The 22,685-nt window shown below is 47.7% G+C and carries 22 protein-coding genes; 6 read left to right on the plus strand and 16 right to left on the minus strand.

All coding sequences use genetic code 11. The features are described from left to right. Positions 1 to 3 precede the first annotated feature (3 nt). The 13 genes from era to AOC28_RS06495 form a co-directional block, all read right to left on the minus strand. The gene (era, locus tag AOC28_RS06435; protein ID WP_072583133.1) at positions 4 to 939 is read right to left on the minus strand and encodes a GTPase Era; all 936 of its coding nucleotides are present in this window, start codon (positions 937 to 939) and stop codon (positions 4 to 6) included. Between the two features lie 2 nt (positions 940 to 941). Continuing rightward, positions 942 to 1,733 (minus strand): ribonuclease III, encoded by a 792-nt coding sequence (gene rnc, locus AOC28_RS06440; protein ID WP_072583134.1) that lies wholly within the window; start codon positions 1,731 to 1,733, stop codon positions 942 to 944. A gap of 5 nt (positions 1,734 to 1,738) precedes the next feature. Beyond that, the gene (gene lepB, locus AOC28_RS06445; RefSeq protein WP_072583135.1) at positions 1,739 to 2,545 is read right to left on the minus strand and encodes a signal peptidase I; all 807 of its coding nucleotides are present in this window, start codon (positions 2,543 to 2,545) and stop codon (positions 1,739 to 1,741) included. Beyond that, positions 2,545 to 4,350 (minus strand): translation elongation factor 4, encoded by a 1,806-nt coding sequence (lepA, locus tag AOC28_RS06450; protein WP_072583136.1) that lies wholly within the window; start codon positions 4,348 to 4,350, stop codon positions 2,545 to 2,547. Before lepA ends, lepB begins: the two co-directional genes overlap by 1 nt. A gap of 136 nt (positions 4,351 to 4,486) precedes the next feature. Then, positions 4,487 to 5,935 (minus strand): DegQ family serine endoprotease, encoded by a 1,449-nt coding sequence (locus AOC28_RS06455; protein ID WP_072583137.1) that lies wholly within the window; start codon positions 5,933 to 5,935, stop codon positions 4,487 to 4,489. A gap of 50 nt (positions 5,936 to 5,985) precedes the next feature. After that, positions 5,986 to 7,233 (minus strand): beta-ketoacyl-ACP synthase II, encoded by a 1,248-nt coding sequence (gene fabF / locus AOC28_RS06460; RefSeq protein ID WP_072583138.1) that lies wholly within the window; start codon positions 7,231 to 7,233, stop codon positions 5,986 to 5,988. Positions 7,234 to 7,254: 21 nt separating this feature from the next. Continuing rightward, the gene (gene acpP, locus AOC28_RS06465; protein ID WP_011902246.1) at positions 7,255 to 7,494 is read right to left on the minus strand and encodes an acyl carrier protein; all 240 of its coding nucleotides are present in this window, start codon (positions 7,492 to 7,494) and stop codon (positions 7,255 to 7,257) included. A 101-nt stretch (positions 7,495 to 7,595) separates the two neighbouring features. Next, positions 7,596 to 8,339, minus strand: coding sequence for a 3-oxoacyl-ACP reductase FabG (gene fabG, locus AOC28_RS06470; protein WP_072583139.1), 744 nt, complete (start codon positions 8,337 to 8,339; stop codon positions 7,596 to 7,598). A 26-nt stretch (positions 8,340 to 8,365) separates the two neighbouring features. Beyond that, positions 8,366 to 9,301: an ACP S-malonyltransferase gene (gene fabD / locus AOC28_RS06475; protein WP_072583140.1), complete on the minus strand. Its 936-nt coding sequence runs from the start codon at positions 9,299 to 9,301 to the stop codon at positions 8,366 to 8,368. A gap of 59 nt (positions 9,302 to 9,360) precedes the next feature. Further along, positions 9,361 to 10,347, minus strand: coding sequence for a beta-ketoacyl-ACP synthase III (locus tag AOC28_RS06480; RefSeq protein ID WP_072583141.1), 987 nt, complete (start codon positions 10,345 to 10,347; stop codon positions 9,361 to 9,363). After that, on the minus strand, positions 10,344 to 11,357 hold the full coding sequence (gene plsX / locus AOC28_RS06485; protein WP_072583198.1) for a phosphate acyltransferase PlsX: 1,014 nt from the start codon (positions 11,355 to 11,357) through the stop codon (positions 10,344 to 10,346). Before plsX ends, AOC28_RS06480 begins: the two co-directional genes overlap by 4 nt. 83 nt (positions 11,358 to 11,440) lie before the next feature. Then, positions 11,441 to 11,620, minus strand: a complete 180-nt coding sequence (gene rpmF, locus AOC28_RS06490; protein WP_011902241.1) for a 50S ribosomal protein L32 — start codon at positions 11,618 to 11,620, stop codon at positions 11,441 to 11,443. Between the two features lie 105 nt (positions 11,621 to 11,725). Then, positions 11,726 to 12,301 (minus strand): YceD family protein, encoded by a 576-nt coding sequence (locus tag AOC28_RS06495; protein WP_072583142.1) that lies wholly within the window; start codon positions 12,299 to 12,301, stop codon positions 11,726 to 11,728. A 42-nt stretch (positions 12,302 to 12,343) separates the two neighbouring features. Between AOC28_RS06495 and AOC28_RS06500 the strand changes: the two genes are divergently transcribed. After that, positions 12,344 to 12,952 carry a Maf family nucleotide pyrophosphatase gene (locus AOC28_RS06500; protein ID WP_072583199.1) on the plus strand — a complete coding sequence of 203 codons (609 nt, stop codon included), beginning with the start codon at positions 12,344 to 12,346 and terminating at the stop codon, positions 12,950 to 12,952. 41 nt (positions 12,953 to 12,993) lie between these two features. Beyond that, the gene (locus AOC28_RS06505) at positions 12,994 to 13,764 is read left to right on the plus strand and encodes an SAM-dependent methyltransferase (RefSeq protein ID WP_072583143.1); all 771 of its coding nucleotides are present in this window, start codon (positions 12,994 to 12,996) and stop codon (positions 13,762 to 13,764) included. A 35-nt stretch (positions 13,765 to 13,799) separates the two neighbouring features. Here the strand turns inward: AOC28_RS06505 and sppA are convergent, their stop codons facing one another. Genes sppA through AOC28_RS06520 form a run of 3 tightly spaced genes read right to left on the minus strand, consistent with a single transcriptional unit; the run spans position 13,800 to position 16,465 of the window. Continuing rightward, complete coding sequence (gene sppA, locus AOC28_RS06510) at positions 13,800 to 14,747, minus strand: signal peptide peptidase SppA (protein ID WP_072583144.1); 948 nt, start codon at positions 14,745 to 14,747, stop codon at positions 13,800 to 13,802. A 12-nt stretch (positions 14,748 to 14,759) separates the two neighbouring features. Then, positions 14,760 to 15,440 carry an HAD-IA family hydrolase gene (locus AOC28_RS06515; protein ID WP_072583145.1) on the minus strand — a complete coding sequence of 227 codons (681 nt, stop codon included), beginning with the start codon at positions 15,438 to 15,440 and terminating at the stop codon, positions 14,760 to 14,762. An 8-nt stretch (positions 15,441 to 15,448) separates the two neighbouring features. After that, positions 15,449 to 16,465, minus strand: coding sequence for an RluA family pseudouridine synthase (locus AOC28_RS06520; RefSeq protein WP_072583146.1), 1,017 nt, complete (start codon positions 16,463 to 16,465; stop codon positions 15,449 to 15,451). Between the two features lie 463 nt (positions 16,466 to 16,928). On the opposite strand from AOC28_RS06520, the gene AOC28_RS06525 reads away from it, so the two are divergent. From AOC28_RS06525 to glp, 4 genes are all read left to right on the plus strand, one after another. Continuing rightward, positions 16,929 to 19,553, plus strand: coding sequence for an Rne/Rng family ribonuclease (locus tag AOC28_RS06525; protein ID WP_072583147.1), 2,625 nt, complete (start codon positions 16,929 to 16,931; stop codon positions 19,551 to 19,553). A 94-nt stretch (positions 19,554 to 19,647) separates the two neighbouring features. Next, positions 19,648 to 20,763: a GTP 3',8-cyclase MoaA gene (gene moaA / locus AOC28_RS06530; protein ID WP_072583148.1), complete on the plus strand. Its 1,116-nt coding sequence runs from the start codon at positions 19,648 to 19,650 to the stop codon at positions 20,761 to 20,763. After that, positions 20,763 to 21,368, plus strand: a complete 606-nt coding sequence (gene mobA, locus AOC28_RS06535; protein ID WP_072583149.1) for a molybdenum cofactor guanylyltransferase MobA — start codon at positions 20,763 to 20,765, stop codon at positions 21,366 to 21,368. The genes moaA and mobA overlap by 1 nt, the downstream gene beginning before the upstream one ends. Then, positions 21,365 to 22,681 carry a gephyrin-like molybdotransferase Glp gene (gene glp, locus AOC28_RS06540; protein ID WP_072583150.1) on the plus strand — a complete coding sequence of 439 codons (1,317 nt, stop codon included), beginning with the start codon at positions 21,365 to 21,367 and terminating at the stop codon, positions 22,679 to 22,681. The genes mobA and glp overlap by 4 nt, the downstream gene beginning before the upstream one ends. The last annotated feature ends 4 nt before the right edge of the window (positions 22,682 to 22,685 follow it).

A 22,685-nucleotide genomic window follows, 5' to 3' on the forward strand; every position in this document is an offset into this window, starting at 1 on the left:
AACTTATTCCAGACCCTGAGCCCGCAATTCAGCACGATCATCCGCCCAGCCGCGCTTCACTTTGACCCAAGTCTCTAAAAAGACTTTGCCATCAAAGAGTTTTTCCATATCAATACGGGCATCTGTCGAAATCTTCTTGAGACGCTCACCCTTTTGACCAATGATCATTGCCTTGTGACTATCGCGATCAACCAAAATGGTTGCCGCAATACGACGCATCTTGCCATCCATCTTGAACTGGTCGATTACTACCGTGCTGGTGTAAGGCAGTTCTTCACCGGTAAAGCGGAATACTTTTTCACGCAGAATCTCAGCAGCTAAGAAGCGCTCGCTGCGATCGGTAATAGTGTCGCCATCATAGACAGCCTCAGCCTCAGGCAGGTAGCCCTCAAGAACATCTAACAATCTTTCAATATCACCAGGACTCTTGGCGCTCATCGGCACGATCTCAGCAAACTCACACTTCTGATCTTCATGGCCACCTAGTTCGCACCAAGGGCGAGCCATTTCTTTAATGAAGCTAAGGAGTGCTTGGTCACGTTCTGATGGAGTCTGAAAGCGACTATTAAACAAATCTAATTTATTTAAAACCAGTACAACCGGCAAGTCATCTGGCAGTAGCTTTAATACCTTTTTATCATCTTCACCAAAGTACCCAGCCTCAACCACGAAGCAAGCGACATTCACGTCCTGTAAGGCAGTGGTGACAGTACGATTTAACGCCTTGTTTAATGTATTCATTAAACGCGTCTGAAAGCCTGGGGTATCGATAAAGATAAACTGCGCTTCTTCGCGATTCTGAATTCCCAAAATACGATGGCGTGTAGTTTGCGCCTTACGAGAGGTAATGCTGATCTTCTGACCAACCAACGCATTCAGAAGAGTTGATTTACCCATATTAGGACGCCCAACAATGGCAATGGTGCCGCATCTAAACACGATTAGCCCTTCAGCTTAAGATTGAACTGCTCTTCGGTCACTTCTTTTTTGGCTGCCTTCTTTTTAGCCGACCGAGTCTTCTTGGGTTTACGAGATTCTTGCGGCAAAGCCTTGAGCATAGCAATCAAGGCTAACTTTGCCGCGGCTTGCTCAGCAGCACGACGCGAAGCACCCTCACCTTTGACCGCCACTTTATGGCTAGGGATCAAGCACTCCACCTCAAACTGCTGGTTGTGTGCAGCACCAGTAGTGCCGGTAACGTTATAGGTCGGCAATGGCAATTGATAGCCTTGCAAGCATTCTTGCAATAAAGTTTTGTCGTCCTTACCTAAGGTTTTAGGATCTACGTTTGCCAAGATAATGGAATACAGCTTACGTAAACTGGCCTTAGCCGCTTCAAAACCACCATCCATAAAGATTGCGCCAGTCACTGCCTCTAAGGTATCAGCAAGAATAGAAGGGCGACGAAAGCCACCGCTCTTCAACTCACCTTCACCCAAGCGCAAGTAATCCGACAAGGATAAAGTTTGGGCAATTTCGTATAAAGCTTGTTGCTTTACTAAGTTTGCACGTACGCGAGAGAGGTCGCCCTCATCTAAGTCTGAATAACGCTCATAGAGCATTTCAGCAACAACGCAATTCAGAATAGAGTCCCCCAAAAATTCCAAGCGCTCGTTATTTTTCTTACTATGACTGCGATGAGTCAAGGCTTGATTTAGTAGCTCCGGCTTCTTGAAGGTATAGCCGAGGCGCTCTTGCAGCGGTCCAGTTTCGATAACGGCGCGCGCATTCATAATATTTACTCGAATCCGCCAATGCGGCCAAGATTACCCAGGTTCAACCACACAAAGAAGGCCTTACCGACAATGTTTTTATCCGGTACAAAGCCCCAATAACGTGAGTCTGCACTGTTGTCACGGTTATCGCCCATCGCGAAGTAATGCCCTGGAGGTACTTTGCAAGTCACGCCAGACTGCTGGTACTGGCAGAACTCAGAACCCGGAAAACGCTCAGTCGGAAATACAGTAGCCGGACGATCAGGGTCATTCAAGATGTCATGACGATTACCGCCCAAGTCTGCTGGGAAAGTCTCTGTGAAACGTTTGGCATAGCGCATATTCTCAGGATCGAGATACGGCTCGCCACCGCTATATTGCAGAGGCTGACCATTAATAGTCAGACGCTTATTTTCATAAGTGATTTCGTCACCTGGCAAGGCCACTATGCGCTTGATGTAATCCACCGATTCATCACGTGGATAGCGAAACACAACAACATCACCGCGTTTGGGTGAGCCCAAGTCAACGACTTTTTGATTGAGCACCGGTAAACGAATTCCATAGGTAAATTTATTAACCAAAATGAAGTCGCCGATTTGCAATGTAGGGATCATTGAGCCAGAAGGAATCTTAAAAGGCTCAGCGATAAAAGAGCGTAATACAAATACGGCACAAATTACTGGGAAGAAACCTGCTGTGTATTCAAGCCACAAAGGCATACGGTCAATACCAACCAAACGTCTTTGCGGGGCAAAGTGTAATTTGTCAGCAACCCAAGCGATTCCAGAAACAATCACCAAGATAAAAAGGACTAAAGCAAAGTTCATTAATCCTCCACCTGCAGAATGGCCAAAAAGGCTTCTTGTGGAATTTCTACGTTACCGACTTGCTTCATACGCTTCTTACCTTCTTTTTGCTTCTCTAATAACTTACGCTTACGGGAAATGTCACCACCGTAGCACTTAGCCAAAACGTTTTTACGCAAAGCTTTGACGTTTTCACGCGCAACGATATTGCTACCAATTGCCGCCTGAATCGCTACATCAAACATTTGACGAGGAATAATGCCGCGCATCTTGGCAACTACTTCGCGCCCACGATGTTGACTATTACTGCGGTGAACAATCACTGAGAGGGCATCAACCCGCTCACTATTAATGAGGATGTCGACCTTAACTACGTCTGCCGGGCGATATTCTTTGAACTCGTAATCCATTGAGGCATATCCGCGTGAGATGGATTTCATTTTGTCAAAGAAGTCCAAAACAATCTCGGCCATCGGCAACTCATAAGTGAGTTTGACCTGACGACCTAAGTAGTTCATGTCCATCTGAATGCCGCGCTTACCTACGCACAAAGTAATCATCGCCCCTACATACTCTTGCGGCATGTATAAATTGACCGTCACAATCGGCTCAAGAATGGTATTGATCTTGCTAGCCTCGGGCATCTTCGACGGGTTATCCACCATCATGAGCGTGCCATCAGACTGCTCCACTTGATACACCACCGTTGGAGCGGTCGTGATGAGATTCATGCCGTACTGACGCTCTAAACGCTCTTGCACAATCTCCATGTGGAGCAAACCCAAGAAGCCGCAGCGGAATCCAAAACCTAGAGCCTGTGAAACCTCTGGCTCATATAAGAGTGAGGCGTCATTTAACTTGAGCTTTTCAAGGGACTCGCGCAGCTGATCGTATTCACTCGCCTCTACTGGATATAAGCCAGCAAAAACTTGGGGCTTCACTTCTTTAAAACCAGGTAGTGGCTCAGCCGCAGGAACGCGCCCTTGCTGCCCAGGAGTATGTGTCACGGTGTCGCCAACCTTGGCAGCTTTTAATTCTTTAATGCCGGCAATTACAAAACCCACTTGACCAGCAGATAGCTCTGGACGATCTAATGACTTCGGACTAAACACGCCTACATGCTCGACTAAATGGCTTGAACCATTAGCCATCAAGGTAATTTTTTCTTTTGGTTTTAGAGTGCCATTCACAACGCGCACCAACATGACAACGCCTACATAATTGTCAAACCAGGAGTCAATAATCAAGGCTTGCAATGGATCCTCTGCATTACCCTTTGGCGGCGGCACTCTGGCGATCATTTCCTCGATGACATCTGCAACACCCAAACCTGTTTTGGCTGAGCAGGTGACGGCCTCAGAAGCATCGATACCAATGACGTCTTCAATTTCTTTTTTAGCACGCTCAGGATCGGCTTGAGGTAAGTCAATCTTATTGAGCACTGGTACAACCTCAACGCCCAACTCAAGCGCCATGTAACAGTTGGCAACCGTTTGCGCCTCAACACCTTGACTCGCATCTACGACCAACAACGCACCTTCACAGGCAGACAAAGAGCGACTGACCTCATAAGAGAAGTCGACGTGTCCCGGGGTGTCAATCAGGTTGATATGGTAAATCTTGCCGTCTTTGGCTTTGTAATTTAAAGCTGCGGTTTGCGCCTTAATAGTGATGCCGCGCTCACGCTCAATATCCATTGAGTCTAGAACTTGGGCTTCCATTTCACGATCGGAGAGACCGCCACAGAGCTGAATAATGCGATCAGCAAGCGTCGATTTGCCGTGATCGATATGGGCGATGATAGAAAAATTGCGGATTAAATCCATAGCGTCTTAATAGGTCATTCAAAAAACGCCTTGTCAGAACGCACCACGATGATGCGCTGCAAAAAGTCGTCTTAAAGTGATTGTAATGGGTGGCGCCTAAAAGGCGCCAAACCCCTTTTTTAGACCCAAAATGGGGTTATTTAGGCCTTACAGGAACGACTAAAGTGCTGTCAGCGCGACGGATAAAGACCGGTACAGCCTTATTAGCGTCCAAACCCTTAACTAGAGCCTCAAACTGCTTAACGCTCGTAATATCGGCATCTGCCACCCGAATAATGACGTCACCTGGTCGAATCCCCGCTTTTGCCAAGGGGCCATCACCTAAACCAGTCACTTCAACTCCACCTTTAATATTTAAGTCCTTCTTTTTGCCATCCGATAACTCGCCTACAACAACTCCAAGGGTATTGACGCTATTGCCACTGGTTGCGGGTGCATCAGGCTTCTTGTTGATCACCTGACCGGATTCGGTATCAGTTACGGTAACCGTTAAATCACGGGTTCCGCCTTTACGCCAAACTTGCACAGGCACAGAAGTACCTGGCTTGGTTTCACCTACGACTCTAGGCAAATCGGTGGACTTAGAAATATCTTTGCCATTGAAGCTCAGAATCACATCGCCCGCCTCAATTCCACCGGCGGCTGCAGGGCCACCTGGTTCAACATTGCGCACATAAGCGCCACGAGGTTTTCCTAAACCAAGACTCTCAGCTACCTCTTTCGTCATCTCACTCAAAGCAACACCAATACGCCCGCGAGAAATCTTTCCGGATGTACGCAATTGATCTGCAACACGCATTGCTTCATCAATCGGGATCGCAAAGGAGATACCCATATACCCACCAGAGCGACTAAAGATTTGTGAGTTGATACCAATTACTTGACCAGCCGTATTTAAAAGCGGCCCTCCAGAGTTTCCTGGATTCACAGCAACGTCAGTCTGAATAAAAGGTAAGTAGTCGCCTGTATCGCGACTCTTCGCCGACACAATACCTGCAGTCACCGTGTTCTCAAGGCCGAACGGGGAACCAATTGCAAGCACCCATTCACCTACTCGCACCCTCGATGAATCACCTAAAGGTAGCTTTGGCAAATCACGCGCTTCAATTTTGACGACTGCAACGTCGGTACGCTTATCCATGCCAAGTAACTTTGCTTTGAACTCGCGCTTATCAGTCAGGGTTACATAAATAGTGGTGGCACCCTCAACAACGTGAGCGTTAGTCAAAATCAGACCATTGGATTCGATAATGAAACCAGAGCCTACTCCACGATCCGCTTCTTGCGGCTTGCCTAAATTAGGTTGCGCTGGTTTAGGTCCATTTGGGATTCCTGGAATTGGTACACCAAAGAAACGGCGGAAAAATTCCGCCTGATCTTCTGGGATTCCCGGAATGCCACCTTGCGCTTGCTGCACTACTACTTTTTCAGTGGTACGAATATTGACAACTGCAGGACTTGCGCGTTCAACCAAATCCGCAAAGTCAGGAATCGTGACCCGGGGATTTTGCGCAGAAGCAAATGGAATAAAGGCGACTTGTCCCAGACTAAATATAGCCAAGAGTGCAATGAAGTACTTTTTCATGATGCTATAGACCTACTTGGTGAAAACCAACAATGAAGATATTAAGAATATTAGGTCAGTTTGCCAAAAATCAAGGTACCGTTAGTACCCCCAAAGCCAAAATTGTTTTTGACTGCATGGTCAATCCTCACATCCCTAGCGGTATTGGCGCAGTAGTCCAGGTCGCACTCAGGATCTTGATTGAAAATATTGATAGTAGGTGGTGATTTTTGGTTATGAAGAGCCAAAATCGTGAAAACAGACTCCAGGCCACCTGCACCGCCCAAGAGGTGACCAGTCATAGACTTGGTGGAGTTAATTAAAGTCTTCTTAGCGTGGTCGCCAAGAGCAGCCTTAATAGCGCCAGTTTCATTCTTATCACCCAAAGGCGTGGAAGTGCCGTGAGCATTAATATATTGAATCTGATCAGCATTTAGGCCTGCGTCGCGGATTGCATTAAGCATGCAACGACGGGGGCCATCCATATTTGGGGCAGTCATGTGATAAGCGTCACCACTCATGCCGAAGCCCAGTAATTCGCAATAGATTTTTGCGCCACGGGCTTTAGCGTGCTCATACTCTTCAATCACCACTACGCCTGCGCCCTCACCCAGAACAAAACCATCGCGGTCTCTATCCCAAGGGCGTGATGCAGTTGCAGGATCATCATTGCGAGTAGAAAGCGCTCTTGCAGAAGCAAAGCCACCAACCCCTAATGCGGAGATAGTCGATTCAGCACCGCCAGCAACCATGACATCAGCATCACCGTACTGAATTAAGCGTGCAGCCAATCCAATGCTGTGTAAACCCGTTGTACAAGCTGTTACCGCAGCCACGTTTGGACCTTTGAGACCAAACAAGATGCTGAGGTGGCCAGAAATCATATTGATGATGGAGCCTGGAACAAAGAAAGGGGAGATACGACGAGGACCACGAGCCAATAACTCAGCACCCGTTTCTTCAATCATTGGCAAGCCACCGATGCCGGAACCAACCATGACGCCAATGCGCTCAGCGTTTTGTTCGGTGATCTCTAAACCACTGTCGCGAATGGCTTGTGTACCAGCAGCAATGCCGTAATGGATAAAGGTATCCATGTGGCGCGCTTCTTTGGCAGAAACATATTCTTCGACATTGAAATCTTTCACCTCTCCAGCGAAATGAACGCTAAGCGGAGTGTGGTCAAACTTAGTGATGGTAGCAATACCTGATTTGCCCGCAAGCAAATTAGACCAAGCTACATCAACTGAATTACCAACAGGTGAGATAAGGCCAAGGCCGGTGACTACTACCCGGCGTCGGCCATTTGATGCTGACACAGTAATACCTAGGCTAGGGAATTAACCCTGAGCTTTTGATGTAGCGAAGTCGATCGCGAGCTGAACTGTGGTGATCTTTTCAGCTTCCTCATCAGGAATTTCGATGCCGAATTCATCTTCCAAGGCCATAACCAGCTCAACAGTGTCAAGAGAGTCAGCGCCCAAGTCGTTCACGAAAGAAGATTCATTCTTGATGTCTCCTTCTGCGACGCCTAATTGCTCAGCGACGATTTTCTTAACGCGTTGTTCGATGTTGTCCATTAATTTCCCCAGGGGTTGTAAAAAACGATGAAAGGATTTTATCAGTTTGGCGGACCGAATTAGCAAATTCGCCTAAAAATGACCAAATCCTGGCTTTGCCGTTAGGCTAAATAGAGTCCGCCATTGACGTGCAGGGTATTACCCGTAATGTAGCCAGCCGCTGGAGAGGCCAAAAAGGCCACCGCTTGGGCAACATCCTCAGGACTACCCAAACGCGCCAAAGGAATGTTCACTTTTAGGGCATTTTGCTGTTCTTCGCTCAAGGCGCGGGTCATATCAGTGTCGATAAATCCAGGAGCTACGCAATTCACAGTGATATTGCGGCTACCAATTTCACGGGCTAAGGCACGGGTCATTCCAGAAACGCCTGCTTTTGCAGCTGCGTAGTTTGCCTGACCAGGATTACCCATATGACCAACAATTGAAGTGATATTAATAATGCGGCCACCACGGGCCTTCATCATGGGACGCATTACTGCTTGAGAAAGACGGAAGACTGAACTGAGGTTGGTATCAATCACATCAGTCCACTCTTCAGACTTCATGCGCATTGCTAAATTGTCACGAGTGATGCCGGCGTTATTCACCAAGATATTGATGCCGCCATACTCTTTGACGATCAGATCAATCATTTCTTCACAAGCATTTGGGGCAGTCACATTCAATACTTTGCCAGCACCGCCTGAAGCTTTTAAACGCTCATCAATCGCTTTAGCTCCACTCTCGGATGTAGCCGTTCCAATTACCTTGGCGCCACACTTGACTAGCTCATCCGCGATTGCCTGACCAATACCGCGTGAGGCGCCAGTTACTAAAGCAATTTGTCCGCTTAAGTCGAGATTCATTTTTATCTTCCGCTATAACGTTTGTTTTATTGAAAGCTTGCCAGAACTTCATTCAAGCTGACTTCATCAAATACCGGCACACCAGTGACCTGATCATTAATGCGCTTGGTAAGGCCTGCCAATACTTTGCCAGGACCGCACTCTACTACCCGAGTAATGCCTTGAGAGGCCATAGCCTGAACGGTTTCTTGCCAACGTACAGGCTTAGCAGCTTGACGCACTAAGGCATCTTTAATTGCAATCGGGTCATTCAAGATTTGAACATCCACGTTATTAATCACAGCAATGGTTGGTGCTTTAAATTCAATGCTGGCTAAGTAGCCTTTCAATTTTTCAGAGGCTGGCTGCAGCAAAGAAGAATGAAATGGTGCAGATACTGGCAACGGCAAGGCACGCTTAGCGCCAGCAGCCTTTAATAATTCACATGCCTTAGTAACGGCATCACTTGCACCAGCAATCACCACTTGGCCGGGGGCATTGAAATTGACGGCTTCAACAACACCACCAGAAACAGCACTTGCTTCAGCACACACCTGAATCACGATTGCATCATCCAAGCCGAGAATCGCAGCCATGCCGCCTGTACCTACCGGCACAGCAGTTTGCATTGCTTCAGCACGAAAGCGCACCAATGGAACAGCATCTTTAAAAGAAATAACGCCAGATGCAACCAAGGCAGTGTACTCACCAAGACTATGACCTGCCATTACCTTAGGCGCAGATCCACCTGCTGCCAGCCAGGCTCGATAAAAAGCAACGCCTGCAGTCAACATCACAGGCTGAGTATTCGTGGTTAATGACAGCACCTCTGCAGGGCCTTCAGAAATCAGCTTTGCAACGTCCTCACCTAATGCCTCAGAAGCCTCTTGCAATGTTGCGCGTACTTCTGGACGCTCAGAAATGGAATTGAGCATGCCAACGGATTGAGAGCCTTGACCAGGAAATACAAATGCAAATGTCATGTGATTAATTCGCTGAAAAGAAATTAAAGAGATGAATGAATAAAAATAGTGTGCCGCTCTTAGTATTTAATCGCAACCGCACCCCAAGCGAACCCGCCGCCAACACCCTCTAGCAAGAGATGTTGTCCACGCTGAATCTGCCCAGAGCGCACGCCAGCATCTAATGCCAACGGAATGGATGCAGCCGAAGTATTGCCATGCTCATGCACAGTAACAATGACTTTATCCATGGACATACCCATCTTCTTAGCCGTGCCTTCCATGATGCGAATATTGGCTTGATGCGGTACTAGCCAGTCGATTTGCTCAGCCTTGAGGTTCGCTTTTTCGAGCGCCTCGTGAGCTACCTGCTCTAAGACCTTCACAGCAAGCTTAAAGACCGCTGGACCATCCATAGTCATAAATGGGGAACCATGCACTTCGCCATTACCTGCACGCCCAGGAACACACAAAATATCGCGTTGACTACCATCGGCATGTAATGCAGTAGAGAGAATGCCGGCTTCTTTAGAAGCCTCAAGTACAACAGCTCCAGCACCATCGCCAAACAAGACGCAAGTGCCACGGTCTTGGAAATTTAGAATACGGGAGAATGTTTCTGCGCCAATGACCAATACTTTTTTGTATGAGCCACATCGAATAAATGCATCTGCAATGGCAAGCGCATAAGTAAAACCAGCACACACTGCTTGCACATCAAAAGCAGCACAAGCAGTGTGTGCGCCCAATTTGTCTTGTACAACGCAAGCAGTACTTGGAAAACCACCCAAATGATCTGGAGTAGAAGTGGCCAAAATGATGAGGTCCAAATCTTCAGAGGTAATGCCGGCACTAGTTAATGCAGCTTGTGCCGCCTTGGCAGCCAGATCACTAGTTAACTCATTTTCAGCGGCAAAGTGACGTGCGGAAATACCGCTACGCGTTTTAATCCACTCATCACTGGTCTCTAGGCCAGTTTTAGCAAGACGCTCCACTAAGTCTTGGTTAGTTAAGCGCAACTCAGGAAGATAACTTCCGGTACCCGCTACTCTTGCAAAAATACTCATACTTTTGTCTCCACTACAAAGGCTGCAGCAATGCGCTCCACCATGCGGTTCTTAGCCGCCTCATAGGCGCGATCCAAGGCAAAGCCAAAAGCAAACCGATCAGCAGAACCATGGCTCTTAATTACACAACCACGTAAACCCAACAATACTGCGCCGTTATAACGACGATGATCAACACGCTTACGTACTCTTAGCAATGGCACCATTGCACAGATCGCCATTAACTTGGTAAGCCATGAGCGATTAAATTCTTGGCGAATCAAACCACTCATCATTTTTGCCAAGCCTTCACTGGCTTTCAGAACGACGTTGCCAACAAAACCATCGCACACCACGATATCCGTAGTACCCTTGAAAATATCGTTGCCTTCTACGTTGCCGTAAAAGTTTAAAGAGGTTTGACGAAGTAACTCACTGGTTTGCTTAACAACTTCATTCCCTTTAATCACTTCCTCACCAATATTGAGAAGGCCAATTGAAGGGTTTTGTTTGCCATCCACCACTTGCACCATCACGTTTGCCATCTGAGCAAACTGCACCAAGTGCATTGGTTCACAGTCGGCATTTGCGCCGAGGTCCAGCATAGTTGTCCCGCGCCCTAATTCATTGGGGATCGCGGTAGCAATCGCAGGGCGATCAACGCCATCAAGCGTTTTGAGAATGTAGCGAGAGATCGCCATGAGTGCGCCAGTATTGCCTGATGAAACTACAGCATCAGCAGCACCCTCTTTAACTTGCTCAATGGCAACACGCATAGACGAATCTTTTTTGCGACGCAGAGCAATCTCAATGGGATCATCCATTAAGACAACTTCGCTAGCGGAAATAATTTGAATTCGCTCCATAGGAGCTTTAGGAGATTTACTCAAGACTTGCTTGATTAAATCGGGATCACCAACGAGGGTAATCTTCACGTCAGCGTGTTTTTCTAAAAAATCGCAGGCAGCCGGAACCGTCACGACGACTCCATGATCTCCGCCCATGGCATCAATAGCAAGAGTAACGCTCATAAGCTCATTGATTGCTGCAAGTGATTTATCCAAGAAAAAAGCGGCTTTTACTGGAGCCGCTTCTATCTGTTTAGACTAAAAAATTAGTCGTTTTTAGTTTTAACAACTTTACGACCACGATAGTAGCCGTTAGGTGAAATGTGGTGGCGCAAATGAGCCTCACCAGTTGTGGCTTCAACAGCCGTAGCAGGTGCGGTCAAGAAGTCGTGCGCACGGTGCATGCCACGTTTGGAAGGTGATTTTTTGTTTTGTTGAACGGCCATATTGAACTCCTAAGCAAGGCGATATTCTAGCATGGAAATGCGCCTAAATGCTTGATTTATTGACAAAAGATACTTAAAACAACAACTGAAATCAGGCCCCTAATTTCAGTTTTTCTTCATATTTTTCAATATGTTAAAGGGGTTTTCCCGCTCATTTGACGGCTCCTCATCAGCCTCATCCCCAAAGGTAGATGCATGAGGTTCACAAAACCCATCTGGATGCTTTGGAATCAGGGGAAAAGACAGCAAAACCTCATCCTCCATCGTTTCCAGGAGGTTGAAGTGCTGATTTACGACCAGAGGATCTTGCTCCTCATCCTCCAAAGGGTATTCATCTGCTTCAGAATCTGTCAAAACCAGAATAAATCGACGTTTTTCGTCCAAATCCACCGCGCAATCTTGCAAACAGCGCTGACAAACCAGGTACAGACGTCCTTTTAGCCCTAATTCGAGGATTTGATGGGGTTCACTCCCCGGGGAATCCTCAAAATGGGTCCTCACAGACCAATTAAAGCCATCGGCTGGGTTAACGGTTGACGCCTCCTCGGCCACCCTTGGCATATCTGACAAGCTTAAAAAACCGGTGCCTGCATAAGATTGGGGGGCACAAAAATCTACCCTCTTTAAGGCGCTAGGCTCGGGAGATAGTTCGACTTGAGGTAAAACTTGATTACGATTCATGGCATCAGTCTAAATGAAGGCGCCTTAGAAAGCACAGCAAAAATGAGTACATCCACAAATACACCTAAAAATCCAAGACTCATCTTGGCATCCACTTCGGTGTACCGACGTGAACTTTTAGAACGCCTACGCATCCCCTTTGAAATCATCTCACCAAAGGTAGATGAAACCCCACTTACTGGAGAGAGCACTCTTGATTTGGCACTACGACTTGCTCAAGCAAAAGCAGCTGCAGTTGCTAAAGAGCATCCCGATGCTTGGGTCATTGGCTCCGATCAAGTCGCCGATCTTTGTGGTGCAGCGATTGGTAAGCCTGGTAATTTTGAAAGAGCCTTAGCGCAGCTACAACTCATGCGTGGTCAAGTGGTGACCTTTCAAACGGCGCTATGTTTGATGAAGGGTGATACCCAAACCACTTTATGTGTTCCTACTGAAGTGACTTTTCGCAAACTTCCAGACAGCACCCTAGAGGCTTACCTACTGGCTGAAGAGCCTTATGATTGCGCTGGCAGCGCCAAGTCAGAAGGCCTAGGCATCAGCCTGCTAGAGTCGATCAAGAGCGATGATCCAACCGCTTTAATTGGCTTGCCGCTGATTGCATTAACCAGCATGCTACGCGATGCTGGCTATGCAATTCCATCAAAAAAATAAAGCAAAAATTAATAACTAGATTCATTAGAAAAAAATAATTCATGAGCAAACTCGGCACCTTGTATTTAGTTCCCAATACCTTGGGTGATGATGGTCGTGTTGAGCAATTGCCTTGGGTTCTTCCATCTGAAACGATTACACAAACAGCCAGGCTAAGGCACTGGATTGTTGAAGATGCCAAGACGGCGCGGGCGTTGTTAAAGGCAATCGATTCTGTCTCTCCATTGGCATGCACTATTCAAGAAATGCAAATGAGTGAATGGCGTGGTGCTGCGCGTAATGCAAAGTATGGCGATGCGGTCAAGCCAGCCGATTTACTCAAGCCTTTGCTTGCCGGAAACGATATGGGCTTGATGTCTGAAGCAGGGGTTCCTGGCGTTGCAGACCCCGGTGCAGAGTTAGTGCTAGCGGCACATAAGCTAGGCGCCCAAGTGAAGCCACTGGTTGGACCGAGCTCTATCTTGTTAGGCCTGATGGCAAGCGGACTCAATGGCCAACGCTTTGCTTTTCAGGGGTACTTGCCTCATGAAACCCATGAGCGCACTGCCAAACTTAAGCAACTCGAAGTTGAGTCTCGTAAATTACAACAAACTCAAATTTGGATTGAGACACCCTATCGCAATAGTGCCATGCTCATGGCCTGTATCCATTCGTTGGCGCCGCAAAGTCTGCTATGCCTCGGTGTGGACCTTAGCCTGCCATCAGAAATGATTACCACCCTTTCAATTGCAGATTGGCGTAAACGCTATCCGAATGAATCTGCTTGTGCATCATTACAAAATAGGCCAACGGTATTTCTACTGCTGGCCTAAGTCTTCAATGCTTTAGTTTTGCTTTTTTCTTATTTCTATTTAAGGTCAGATGTCTTTACCAACGCCTTGCCAGCAGCAGTTCCAGCTTCAGCACCAAAGCGTTTAGCAACACGCTCAGCGAAATTCTCTTTCATGGTGTAGTCGAGAATATCCGGTGCCTTAAAGATGTCGCGGGCAACGGTATCTACCGTGCCATACCCATCAGCCAAACCAATCTTGACTGCTTGCTCGCCATTCCAGATGCGGCCAGAAAATAAATCTGGCACGTCTTTTAAGCGATCGCCACGACCCTCTTTTACCACTGCAATAAATTGCTGGTGAATCTCATCAATCATGGTCTTAACCATTTCGACTTGCTTTGGATTCTCTTTACTGAACGGATCCATCATGCCCTTATTGGAGCCCGAGGTAATCATGCGACGAGTAACCCCCAACTTATCCATGAGGCCTGTAAAACCAAAACCTTCCATGATCACGCCAATGGATCCCACTAAGCTGGCTTTATCAACCAAGATTTGATCCGCAGCGACTGCCACGTAGTAACCACCAGATGCGCAGATGTCTTCGACAACGACATAAAACGGTTTTTTGGGATAGAGCTTGCGCAAGCGGTGGATCTCATCATTGATCATGCCAGCTTGAACTGGAGAGCCTCCAGGACTATTAATGCGCAACACAACACCAGCGCTGTGCTCATTTTCAAATGCAGACAATAAAGAGGAGTTGATATCCATCGCATTAGCCATCGAGCTGGAAGAAATTTCTCCTTCAAGCGTTACCAATGCAGTGTGCTTTTCTACCCCCATGCCCTTGCCTGGAAGGTGAAAGTCAAATATCGAAAGCAGAGCGCCAACAATGACTAGCAAGGTGAGTACTCGCAGTACCGCTTTCCAACGACGTGCTTTACGAGTTTCTTTTAAATTCTCCAACAAGAGATGTTCGAGAGCTTGACGTTCCCAATTCGGGTTTGGGTTGTTTTCCATCTTTTTGCTTCCTTAGTGTTGCAGGTTATTTTTAAGCCATTGCGAGAGTTGCGCGACATCATCCACATGCGTTAATGATGGTGAAGCTTTTAAAGTATCAGGTGGGTGAGCGCCATAAGTCACAGCTACCGCATCGACCCCAGCATTTGCTGCCATATCGAGGTCGTGGGTTGTGTCGCCAATCATCAGCATGCGACGAGTCGGCACTTGAGTCACATCAGATAGCTCAAGCAACATTCCTGGATGAGGCTTAGAAAAAGATTCGTCCGCTGTACGAGTCTCATGAAAGAGATGGCCGATCTGATGATGGCCAAGCGAGCGATCTAATCCGACACGCGACTTTCCAGTGGCAACAGCTAGTAAATACTGTTTAGCATGCAGCTCCTCTAAGAGCTCTCGAATGCCCACAAACAAATCGAGCTCATGATCTTTGGCTAAGTAGTGATAACGAAAACGCTCAGTCAGCCTTGGGAAATGGGCTGGTTCTATCCAAGGCACAGCTCTTCGCAATGAATCCTGAATTCCCAAACCAATGACTGAACTCGCTAATGTGTCGTCAGGCGCTTTAAAGCCCAAATCGCGACAGGCTTGCTGAATACAATGCACGATGGTTGGTGTGGAATCCATGATGGTTCCATCCCAATCCCACACAATCAGGTCATAGGGTCGATTCGATTTATTTGCTTGAGACATTCTGATATTTACCGCTCAAAAGTTTTCATCATGGCGGTAAATTCTGCTGGCAATGGGGACTCAATCCGCATCTTTTCGCCAGTACGCGGATGAGTAAAACCAGCCAGATGAGCGTGTAGATATAAGCGTTTGGATTTAACTACTTTATCCAAATCTTCAAAGCCATACTTATCATCACCCAAAATTGCGTGACCCAATTTTTGCAAGTGCACCCGAATCTGATGAGTGCGCCCCGTCTTGAGTTGCGCCTCAGCGAGGGTAATTGATGCGCCCTCGTGCTTGAGCACTTTAGTCACTCTTAAAGAAGTATGGCTTGGTAATCCATCTGGATCAACGCGAACGCGACGCTCGCCATTAGGCAGAAGATATTTATGCAGCGGATATTTGAGTTGCATAGTTTGAGCGCCCTGGACAATTTCACCATGTGCAAGCAAGTAATAGCGCTTATCCGTTTGACCCTCACGAATTTGACGATGCAGCTCCACCAAAGCGCTCCGCTTTTTAGCCAAGAGTAAAACGCCTGATGTGTCACGGTCTAAGCGATGAACTAATTCCAAAAACTTGAGCTCTGGACGGGTAATACGCAGGGTCTCAATGACACCAAGTGCGATGCCTGAGCCACCATGCACCGCTAAACCCGTTGGCTTATTGACTACTAAGAGTGCTTCATCCTCAAAAAGAATCGGCATTTTGTCTGAGTAGCCATGTGCCCGAGATTTGGTTTGAGCGCTATTGACCGCAGCCATTTGCGCGGGTTCAGCAATTCGAACTGGGGGGAGGCGGACCACATCCCCCTCAATCAGACGGGCTGTTGGCTCAGCTCGCTTTTTATTGACTCGGACCTCGCCAGATCGAATAATTCTGTAAACGTGGCTTTTGGGAACCCCTTTAGCCCAACGCAATAGATAGTTGTCCAGGCGTTGACCGGCCTCTTCGGGACCAATGGTCTGAAGATGCACTGCAGCAGGCGCTGAAGTAGTGGGCGTTTTCACCTTTAAGGGCTTGGAAATGGGTTCGGATTTCATGATTTATCTCTCTTGTGACCCCACCAGGGGATGACAAGGGACTCAACAATACCCCATTGTCACGCAACTTGTGCCGTATAATCAACGCTCTAGCCAATTTATTGGCCCGAGACCAGCCTGAAGTCAGGTTTGAATCGTGGAGCTTGGAGTCGCCCTTTAAAAGACTCCCGGGGTTGCCCCTCCCCCGTTTAATGAGGCGCAGGGTTGGTGTGCCGTATGCCGCGACCCGCGATTAGAAGACAGTTTTCAGGCGCGCGCCTGCATTGATGACCTAAAGGAGGTCTCTGCGGCGATCGTCAGGTGTGGCACCAAATTAACCAACAGTTAAGCTGGTGAACTAGGCAAAAAATGTCTAGATTTGCATGATCCACACTCATAAACCGCCTTGGGCTTAGTCCCAAGTGGTATCTAACTTGTCCCCTAACGCAGCGCGCAACGACGCCCTCCCCCATAGGAGAGTGTTATGAAACGCATGTTGTTTAATGCAACTCAACAAGAAGAGTTGCGAGTTGCCATCGTTGATGGTCAAAAACTCATTGATATCGATATCGAAGCTGCCGGCCGTGAACAACGCAAAGGCAATATCTACAAAGGTGTCATTACCCGTATTGAACCTTCACTTGAGGCCTGCTTTGTTAATTACGGCGAAGAGCGTCATGGCTTCTTGCCGTTTAAGGAAGTAGCTCGCAGTTACTTTAAAGAAGGTATCGACGTCCGCAATGCTTCCATTAAGGATGCTTTGCGCGAAGGTCAAGAAATCATTGTTCAAGTAGAAAAAGAAGAGCGCGGCCAAAAAGGCGCAGCCCTCACATCCTTTATCTCCTTGGCAGGTCGTTATTTGGTTCTCATGCCGAATAACCCACGTGGAGGTGGCGTTTCCCGCCGTATTGAAGGTGAAGACCGTCAAGAACTCCGCGAAGCGATGGCTCAATTAGAAGTAGCAGATGGCATGAGCATCATTGCTCGTACCGCTGGTATTGGTCGTGATGCTACTGAATTGCAGTGGGACTTAAGTTACCTCATGCAATTGTGGAAAGCGATTGATGAAGCTGCTAAAGGCAACTCTGCTCCATTACTGATCTACCTCGAATCTAGCTTAGTGATTCGTGCGATTCGGGATTACTTCCAGCCTGATATTGGTGAGATCCTCATCGATACCGATGACATCTACGAACAAGCTGCAGCATTTATGTCTGTAGTGATGCCTGACAATTTGCCACGAGTAAAGCGCTATCAAGACGATGTGCCTTTGTTCTCTCGCTTCCAAATTGAGCATCAAATTGAAACTGCTTACTCACGCACTGTGCCATTACCATCTGGCGGCGCAATCGTGATCGACCATACCGAAGCCTTGGTTTCAGTCGACGTCAACTCAGCACGTGCAACCCGTGGCTCTGATATCGAAGAGACTGCAACTCGTACCAACTTAGAAGCTGCTGATGAAATTGCCCGTCAAGCACGTTTACGTGACTTGGGTGGCTTGATCGTGATCGACTTCATTGATATGGAATCGAGCAAGGCCCAGAAAGATGTTGAGAATCGCTTACGCGATGCTCTGCGTCATGACCGTGCTCGTGTTCAGATGGGTAAAATCTCCAAGTTTGGCTTGATGGAAATGTCTCGTCAGCGCTTGCGCCCTGCGCTATCTGAAGGTAGCCATGTCACCTGCCCACGTTGTAACGGCACTGGCCACATTCGCGATACTGAATCTTCTGCCTTGCAAGTTCTGCGCATCATCCAAGAAGAAGCGATGAAGGAAAACACAGCAGCGATTCATACACAGGTACCAGTCGAAGTGGCTGCCTTCCTCCTGAATGAAAAACGTGCTGAAGTCATCAAGATCGAGACTCGCTTCAAAGTGAACGTCTTGATGGTTCCTAACAAGCATTTAGAAACTCCACATTACAAACTAGAGCGTTTGCGCCATGACGACCCACGTCTTGATGACCAAAAGGCTAGCTATGTAATGGCGGAAGAAGCTGCTCGCGAACTCGAGACAGACACAACAGTTAGCAAAAAAGATGCGGATGTAAAAGTACGTCCAGAAGCAGCGGTTAAAGGCATCACTCCGACACAACCCGCACCAGTCAGTCAGCCACGTCCTGCACGTACTGAAAAAGTGGTGACTGAAAGTTCTGGCGGTCTCTTTGGATTTATCAAGAAGCTGTTCTCCTCATCCCCAGCAGTTGAAGAGAAGCCTGCACCAAGCAACCCGCGTGGCCGTAATCAAGGCCGCAATGGTAACGATCGCAATCGTGGTCGCAACCGTCGTGGCGAGCGTACTGAGCGCCCAGCAGCGGCTGCAGCTGAAGGTACTCCAACAGAAGGTGCTAACAACAATCGCAACCGCAACAACCGTAACGGCAATCGTAACCAGGGCAATCAAAATGGTCCGAAGCCAGAACGTCAAGATGCGAACCGCAATCAAGCTAATCCAGCAGCAGTAACGCCTGCAACTGAAGCCGCTCCTGGTAGCGAAACTACTCCAGGCGCTGAGGGTGAAGAGCGTCGCGGTCGTGGTCGCAACCGTCGTGGTCGTGGTCGTGGTCAACGTGGCGAGCGTACTGAAGGTGGCAATGATGTTGCTAATACACCAGCAACAGCTGTGGCAGCAAGCCCATTTGCAGGCCCTCCAGTAGGTATGGCTGGTGCATCTGCAAGCATGCCTATTCAGAACATTGCGAACAGCTTTGGTAACGCAAAACCTGTAGCAGAGAAACAAGAAAGACAAGAGCGCGCACCACGTGCTCCACGTCAATCAAATCGTCCTGCACAAAACTCTGCTCCCGCATCTACTCCAGCACCAGTTGCTGTTGCGGCTGCCCCGTTAGAAGTAATTGCCAAACCTGCACCAGAGCTTCCTAAGGTTGCCTTCCAGGCGCTTGAAGAAACTCCATTGCACAGCGTTGTGCAATCAGCCGGCATGATTTGGGTCGCTACCGACTCTTCAAAGCATGCTGATGCTCAAAGTCAGATTCAGGCAGAGCCTGTTGCTCATAACTTGGGTAGGGCACCTAAACCGGCCGTTAGTCTTCACGATGGTCCAATGGTTTTAGTAGAAACCGGCGGCCAAGAAAAAACGGTTTAACGCTTATTGAAGCTTTTTCTCCAGACTGCCATTTATCCCAAAAGGATATTTGGCGGTTTGGCAGAAACCCCGTTTCACAGCCATAATTACGTATATGGTTGAAAAAGTAATCCCCATCCGAATAGACGAAGGCAAAGGCCTAACGCCACCCATTGGTGTCGAACTCGTCACTCCTCACGGTCATACGAAAGACACTCGGGGACGTACCCTAAGAGATCTCCGTATCTCAGTGACTGATCGCTGTAACTTCCGCTGTACCTATTGCATGCCCAAGGAAGTGTTTGACCAAAACTATCCTTACTTAGCTCATAAAGAATTACTGAGCTTTGAAGAAATCACTCGCCTCACTTCTATCTTTGCCACATTAGGCGTTGAAAAAATTAGATTAACCGGTGGCGAGCCTTTGCTGCGCAAGAACTTAGAAGTGCTGATTGAGATGTTGGCCAAAGTGCGCACACCAGAAGATAAAGCGCTGGACCTTACTCTGACTACTAACGGTAGCATCTTGCGCAAGAAAGCCGTTGCTTTAAAAACAGCCGGCCTGCAAAGATTGACAGTGAGTCTTGATGGTTTGGATGACGCGATCTTTAAGAAAATGAATGATGTCGATTTCCCAGTTGCCGATGTACTTGACGGAATTGCCGCAGCACAAGAAGCAGGCTTCCAGAACATCAAAGTAAATATGGTGGTGAAAAAAGGTACCAACGATCATGAGATTATTGCAATGGCTAAGCACTTTAAAGGTAGCGGCGTCATTCTGCGTTTTATTGAATTTATGGATGTGGGCAGCTCTAATGGCTGGAATATGGAGCAGGTTCTTCCATCCAAAGAAGTCATTGCCAGAATTCATGAAGCTTTTCCTCTGGAGCCTGTTGAAGCCAACTATACCGGCGAAGTTGCACAGCGCTGGCGCTATGTCGATGGCTCTGGCGAGATTGGCGTGATCTCCAGTGTTACTCAAACTTTCTGTCACGAATGCTCTAGAGCGCGCATCTCGACAGATGGGCAAATGTATCTTTGTCTTTTTGCCAATGAAGGTTTTGATTTCAAAACCCTATTGCGCTCTGGCAAGAGTGATTTAGAAATCGCTAATGCGGTAATGAATACCTGGTCAACTCGCGACGATCACTATTCAGAAATTCGGGGTTCGCATACCGCGAATCTGTTATCTGGTAACCGCAAGGTTGAAATGTCTTACATTGGTGGTTAATGATCTCTACTAAAGACATTACTGGACTCATACTTGCTGGTGGACGTGCGCAACGCATGGGTGGCATTGATAAAGGTCTTATTCCTTTCCATGGCAAACCGCTCATTGAGTCAGCCATCACAAAGCTCAAGCCCCAGGTGCAAACTATTATGATTAATGCCAACCGCAACATCACAAAGTATGCGAGCTATGGGTATCCAGTGATTATGGATGAAACGCCAGATTTTTCAGGGCCATTAGCGGGCTTCTCTGTAGGACTGAAGTCTTGCAAGACGGCTTATCTCCTTACCTCACCTTGCGACTCCCCCTTGCTACCCAATAATCTCGCAGAGTTATTAATTGCCGAGATGGGGCGAGGTGACTTTCAATTGGTGTACGCCTCCACCAAAGAGGCAGATGGCAAAGTATGGGCACAGCCTGTTTTTTGCCTTATGCGCAGTAACTTGCAAGATTCATTGAATCAATTTCTCCAAAAAGGGGATCTCAAAATTGATCGCTGGTTTAAAGAGTTGCATAGCAGCACAGTCATTTTTGATGACCCTCAACTATTTGCCAATGTAAATACTCCTGAAGAGCTAAACTCACTAGAAGAAGTATCGGCATGAGTCACTCTCCAAACCAAGCAATTCTCTTGACCTCGTCACTACATGTTGATGATGCACGCAAGGCAATTGCTGCGTTGGTAGAAGATCTCATTGAAGAATCTAAGACGATTAATGATCCTGCAGATGTTGAAACTGCTGCATTGGATCAAGCGATTAATCGGATATTGGCAGCCGATTTACTCTCACCTATTGATGTTCCGGCTGCAGACAATTCAGCTATGGATGGTTTTGCATTTGATGGCAAATGTCTCGACACCAACAGCACGGCCATCACCCTAAGAGTAGTTGGTACGGCGCTTGCTGGCAAACCCTTTGAAGGCAGCATTGGTCCTGGGGAATGCCTAAAGATCATGACGGGTGCCGTGATGCCTGCTGGCTGTGATACCGTCATTCCACAAGAATTCACAAGCGCCAAAGATGAGAATGTAATTGAATTCAAACAAGATCAATTAAGACCAGGTGAGAACAGACGCCTGCGTGGCGAGGATCTTAAAAAGGGTAAACCTGCAATTGCTGCGGGTCGCTTACTGCGCCCTTCTGATCTAGGTCTAGCTGCATCACTTGGTATTGCCTCCTTACCAGTAAAGCGCAAACTCAAAGTAGCCATTTTGTCTTCCGGTGATGAATTGTGTGCGCCAGGCCAAGCATTAGATGCAGGCAGCATATATGACAGCAACCGCTACAGTCTTACTGGTTTACTCAATCGCCTGAATTTAGAGATCATTGACTGCGGAATTGTGCACGATGATCCCGTCTCTTTGAAGCAAGCCTTTATTGAGGCAGCTAGCAAAGCAGATGTATTGATTTCTTCTGGGGGCGTTTCGGTTGGTGAAGCAGATTTCACGAAACAGATCATGCAAGAGTTGGGTGATGTCGGTTTCTGGAAAATCGCTATGCGCCCAGGACGCCCTATGGCGTTTGGAGTTCTCAAACCAGTCTCTGGAAAATTCCCTGCTCGCAAAACACTCTTCTTTGGTTTACCCGGAAATCCAGTGGCTGTCATGGTGACCTTCTATCAATTTGTTCGAGCAGCACTTTTACAGCTCAATGGTGCCAATCAAACTGAACCACCTCTTACCCAGGCTATTGCCGAAGCACCCATTCGGAAAAAGCCAGGCCGAACAGAATTTCAGCGCGCTATTCTGGGGCGTGGAGCCGCTGGCAAGCCAACGGTACTTCTGACTGGCAGCCAGGGCGCTGGGATTTTGCGCTCGATGAGTGAAGCTAATTGCTTTGTGATCCTAGCTCACGAACAGGGAAATGTTGCCGCTGGAGACTGGGTAGATATAGCACTTTTTGATGGACTGCTTTAAGATT

This window comes from Polynucleobacter sp. MWH-Adler-W8 (genome assembly GCF_001889925.1).
Classification (GTDB): domain Bacteria; phylum Pseudomonadota; class Gammaproteobacteria; order Burkholderiales; family Burkholderiaceae; genus Polynucleobacter.

Excerpts from the sequence above, each read along its gene's own strand:
- acpP (WP_011902246.1), bottom strand. The coding sequence starts at position 7,494 with ATGGACAACATCGAACAACGCGTTAAGAAAATCGTCGCTGAGCAATTA.
- rnc (WP_072583134.1), bottom strand. The coding sequence starts at position 1,733 with ATGAATGCGCGCGCCGTTATCGAAACTGGACCGCTGCAAGAGCGCCTC.
- fabD (WP_072583140.1), bottom strand. The coding sequence starts at position 9,301 with ATGACATTTGCATTTGTATTTCCTGGTCAAGGCTCTCAATCCGTTGGC.
- lepA (WP_072583136.1), bottom strand. The coding sequence starts at position 4,350 with ATGGATTTAATCCGCAATTTTTCTATCATCGCCCATATCGATCACGGC.
- AOC28_RS06495 (WP_072583142.1), bottom strand. The coding sequence starts at position 12,301 with ATGAATCGTAATCAAGTTTTACCTCAAGTCGAACTATCTCCCGAGCCT.
- sppA (WP_072583144.1), bottom strand. The coding sequence starts at position 14,747 with ATGGAAAACAACCCAAACCCGAATTGGGAACGTCAAGCTCTCGAACAT.
- plsX (WP_072583198.1), bottom strand. The coding sequence starts at position 11,357 with ATGAGCGTTACTCTTGCTATTGATGCCATGGGCGGAGATCATGGAGTC.
- AOC28_RS06520 (WP_072583146.1), bottom strand. The coding sequence starts at position 16,465 with ATGAAATCCGAACCCATTTCCAAGCCCTTAAAGGTGAAAACGCCCACT.
- AOC28_RS06480 (WP_072583141.1), bottom strand. The coding sequence starts at position 10,347 with ATGAGTATTTTTGCAAGAGTAGCGGGTACCGGAAGTTATCTTCCTGAG.
- AOC28_RS06515 (WP_072583145.1), bottom strand. The coding sequence starts at position 15,440 with ATGTCTCAAGCAAATAAATCGAATCGACCCTATGACCTGATTGTGTGG.
- lepB (WP_072583135.1), bottom strand. The coding sequence starts at position 2,545 with ATGAACTTTGCTTTAGTCCTTTTTATCTTGGTGATTGTTTCTGGAATC.
- AOC28_RS06500 (WP_072583199.1), top strand. The coding sequence starts at position 12,344 with ATGAGTACATCCACAAATACACCTAAAAATCCAAGACTCATCTTGGCA.
- fabG (WP_072583139.1), bottom strand. The coding sequence starts at position 8,339 with ATGAATCTCGACTTAAGCGGACAAATTGCTTTAGTAACTGGCGCCTCA.
- AOC28_RS06505 (WP_072583143.1), top strand. The coding sequence starts at position 12,994 with ATGAGCAAACTCGGCACCTTGTATTTAGTTCCCAATACCTTGGGTGAT.
- glp (WP_072583150.1), top strand. The coding sequence starts at position 21,365 with ATGAGTCACTCTCCAAACCAAGCAATTCTCTTGACCTCGTCACTACAT.
- rpmF (WP_011902241.1), bottom strand. The coding sequence starts at position 11,620 with ATGGCCGTTCAACAAAACAAAAAATCACCTTCCAAACGTGGCATGCAC.
- AOC28_RS06455 (WP_072583137.1), bottom strand. The coding sequence starts at position 5,935 with ATGAAAAAGTACTTCATTGCACTCTTGGCTATATTTAGTCTGGGACAA.
- moaA (WP_072583148.1), top strand. The coding sequence starts at position 19,648 with ATGGTTGAAAAAGTAATCCCCATCCGAATAGACGAAGGCAAAGGCCTA.
- mobA (WP_072583149.1), top strand. The coding sequence starts at position 20,763 with ATGATCTCTACTAAAGACATTACTGGACTCATACTTGCTGGTGGACGT.
- AOC28_RS06525 (WP_072583147.1), top strand. The coding sequence starts at position 16,929 with ATGAAACGCATGTTGTTTAATGCAACTCAACAAGAAGAGTTGCGAGTT.